Annotated in this window: 5 protein-coding genes; 2 read left to right on the top strand and 3 right to left on the bottom strand. The window is 62.2% G+C overall.

Translation table 11 applies throughout. The features are described 5' to 3' along the window. Positions 1-7: 7 nt before the first annotated feature. Together ACOVQ0_RS09600 and ACOVQ0_RS09595 are read right to left on the bottom strand one after the other, a co-directional pair. Entirely contained in the window at positions 8-601 is a 594-nt protein-coding gene (locus tag ACOVQ0_RS09600; protein WP_421883499.1) for a DUF4136 domain-containing protein, read from the bottom strand. An 87-nt stretch (positions 602-688) separates the two neighbouring features. Continuing rightward, on the bottom strand, positions 689-1,360 hold the full coding sequence (locus tag ACOVQ0_RS09595; protein WP_421883496.1) for a DUF4136 domain-containing protein: 672 nt from the start codon (positions 1,358-1,360) through the stop codon (positions 689-691). A gap of 167 nt (positions 1,361-1,527) precedes the next feature. Between ACOVQ0_RS09595 and ykgO the strand changes: the two genes are divergently transcribed. Beyond that, on the top strand, positions 1,528-1,653 hold the full coding sequence (ykgO, locus tag ACOVQ0_RS09590; protein WP_421883493.1) for a type B 50S ribosomal protein L36: 126 nt from the start codon (positions 1,528-1,530) through the stop codon (positions 1,651-1,653). Between the two features lie 118 nt (positions 1,654-1,771). After that, positions 1,772-2,380: an HAD-IA family hydrolase gene (locus ACOVQ0_RS09585; protein ID WP_421883490.1), complete on the top strand. Its 609-nt coding sequence runs from the start codon at positions 1,772-1,774 to the stop codon at positions 2,378-2,380. 33 nt (positions 2,381-2,413) lie between these two features. Here ACOVQ0_RS09585 and ACOVQ0_RS09580 read toward each other — a convergent pair. Next, positions 2,414-2,804 (bottom strand): OmpA family protein (locus ACOVQ0_RS09580; RefSeq protein WP_421883487.1); only part of this gene is annotated, 391 nt, incomplete at its 5' end.

Raw genomic sequence — 2,804 nt, 5'->3', positions numbered from 1 at the left:
ATATCACTCATTTAACAGTGATAGTCTCTCCCGAGGTGCCGGGGAAGCCCGAGAACAGCGCGCGGGCAAGGCGCGGTGCGGCCTCACCAATGGCAGCTTCCTTGGCCTTTGCGCTTTCGCGGTTGTCGGCCCGGCCTTCCCACAGGGCTTCGCCGGTGCGCTTGTCACGGATGCGGACGGAAAGGCGCGTGACCACGAAGTCTTTCGGGCCGCCGCCCAGATTGAAGCCCAAGCCAAGGCCAAGTCCGCTGCCATAGCTGCCCGTCGATCCGCCAACGCCGACGCTGACCGGGCTGCGCGTGCGTTCGCGCTTCTGCACCTCGCGTTCGACCAGCACTTCGGCCACGACATCGGTCGCGCCGGGGGTGGCAATGCCAAAGCCCTGTGCGGACAGTTCGCGCTGGACGGCGGCGAGCCACGTCTGGTCCTCAAGGCTTTTGGGATCGCTGTCGGGCGCAGGTTCGACCATCGCGGCTACGCCTTTGAGCCGGGCAAGCGTTTCAGTCGTATGAAAGCGCGTGACTTCGACCGGCGCAGGCTTTGCCAATGCTGGGGTGACGATGAGTGCCGACAAGGCGAGGGCAGCGAGGAGGCGTTTCATATGCGGGCGTCCATTCCTTTGAATATCAAAGGTGGGCGTGATTACGCCCCGCCGCAATGCCAATTGGCACAAGCTGTCGTGAATCGGTCAGCCGCCGGTCGGCACGACTTGCGCATCGGCAAAGCGGGCGAAGAGTGCGGAAGCGAGCCGGTTTGCCACCGCGCCATCGTTCAGGCCGTCATCGTCCTCGCGCGTCTGGGCTTCGGCATGGCCTTCCCACAGCACGCGATCGGTTGCCCTGTCGCGGATGCGTACATCGAGCCGTGTGGCGACAATGGCCTTCTTCGGCTTCGACAGATCAATGTTCAACGCCATCGCCTGATAGCTGCCGCGATTCGAAACGCCCACTTCCATCGCACCGGAAACCGGCTTTCGCTTCTGCTCTTCGGTCATGACGACAGAATGGCTGATGCCGATCTGTGCGATCTGGCCGCTTTCCGCGCCGGAAACGGCAGTGTCATAGCCAAGCTTTGCCAGTTGATCGACCACGGCTGCTTCATAGACCGGCAGCTTCCATTCGGCCTCGGCACCATTGGCGGCTGCGACAGTGATTGCGCCTTTGCCCAGCATCGGCGCAGCATCGGCGGACTGAAAGGCGGTAACGTCTACCTTCTTCGATGGTTGTGTTGATTGGCGGGTGGGACCACCGAATCGCTGGTCCATGTCAGGCCCCCCCCAGCGGCCGCCCATCGGTTGCGCGTTTGTGGCGGTGGGGAGCGTAAGAGCGGCGATTGCGGCCAGAAGGACTTTGCGGGGCATGGCTTGCTTTCTCACAAGGGTGCTGTCACCGCAATGAACGCAGGGGCGAGCGGAATCCTGCGCGTGGGTTCGTTGAAGTTTACTGGACGGTTGACTTGGTGCCCTCCCGTCTTTAACGGCCACGCTTCAGTTTTCAGCCCGGTCAGCTTCGGGCAAAGGGATTCGACATGAAGATTCGCAACAGCCTGAAGTCGCTCAAGGACCGCCACCGGGACAACCGCGTGATCCGCCGTCGTGGCCGCGTCGACGTGATCAACAAGACCCAGAAGCGCTTCAAGGCGCGTCAGGGCTAATTGACCAAGTTTCGGTGCAGTCTCGCGACGGCGGGGCTGCACCGGAAACCGGCAGGTTGCCTGCGTAGCCATGTTGCCCCCGCCGAAACGCGGGGGCGCTGTCGTTTGTGGGGTGCAAGTGTCGGTAGAAGCTGTCGTCTGGGATATCGGGCGGGTGCTGGTCGAGTTCGACCTTTCACGCATCTATCGCGATGCGATTCCCGATGCAGAAGAACGCGCGCGCTTCGTGGCCGAAGTGATGACCGAAGACTGGCACGCACAGCATGACGAAGGCATTTCGTTTGCCGCGATGGTGGCCGCGCGCACGGCAGAATATCCGCAGCACGCGATGCGAATCGCGCTTTACGCCAGCCATTGGCTCGATAGCCTGCCCGGCCCGGTTATTGGCACGCACGAATTGATCGCGCGGTTGGCGGCGCGGGGCGTGCCGCAATATGCGATCACCAATTTCGGGGTCGATGCGTGGGAGATGTTCCGACCGACGTTTCCGATTCTCGACCACATGCGCGATATCGTGGTTTCGGGCACGGAGCGGTTGATCAAGCCGGATCGCGCGATTTTCGATCTGGCGGAAGCCCGGTTCGGCCGTGCCCCGCAGACCATGCTCTTCATCGATGATAGTGCGGCCAACATCGCCAGCGCGAAGGCGCTCGGTTGGCAGGTTCATCACTTCGTGCGCGATCCAGATGTGCTGGAAGCACGGCTCAAGGCGCTGGGCCTGCTGTGATTTGGGGCGAGCCTTGGCCCGCCCCGCATTTCATTAGAAGCCGTCGATGGCCTTGCTGACCAGCACGTTCACCGCCACACGGCGATTCTGGGCCTTGCCTTCTTCGGTGTAGTTATCTGCAGCCGGATCGGATTCGGCCATGCCGGTAGGCGTAAGCATCCGGTAGGGCTTCCAGCGGCACTGCTGCTGCAGGTAATTGATCACGCTGGCTGCGCGCTTTTCGCTGAGGGTCTGGTTGTAATCCTCAGGCCCGACCGAATCGGTGTAGCCCACGACCAGCAGCAGTGCGTTGTCCATGCCTTCTGCAGTCGATGCTGCCTGGCACAGTTCCGACCGGGCCTGTGGCGAAAGTTGGGCCTTGCCGGTGTCGAAGTAGACGTTGGTCGTGGCCTTGACGTTGTAGTTGTCGATATCGCCCATCCGG

The organism is Novosphingobium sp. (genome assembly GCF_049240505.1).
GTDB lineage: Bacteria > Pseudomonadota > Alphaproteobacteria > Sphingomonadales > Sphingomonadaceae > Novosphingobium.
This window is presented reverse-complemented; position numbering and strand designations above follow the sequence as displayed.

What these genes read in the sequence shown, in the direction of transcription:
- ykgO (WP_421883493.1), top strand. Translation starts at nt 1,528, where the DNA reads ATGAAGATTCGCAACAGCCTGAAGTCGCTCAAGGACCGCCACCGGGAC.
- ACOVQ0_RS09600 (WP_421883499.1), bottom strand. Translation starts at nt 601, where the DNA reads ATGAAACGCCTCCTCGCTGCCCTCGCCTTGTCGGCACTCATCGTCACC.
- ACOVQ0_RS09595 (WP_421883496.1), bottom strand. Translation starts at nt 1,360, where the DNA reads ATGCCCCGCAAAGTCCTTCTGGCCGCAATCGCCGCTCTTACGCTCCCC.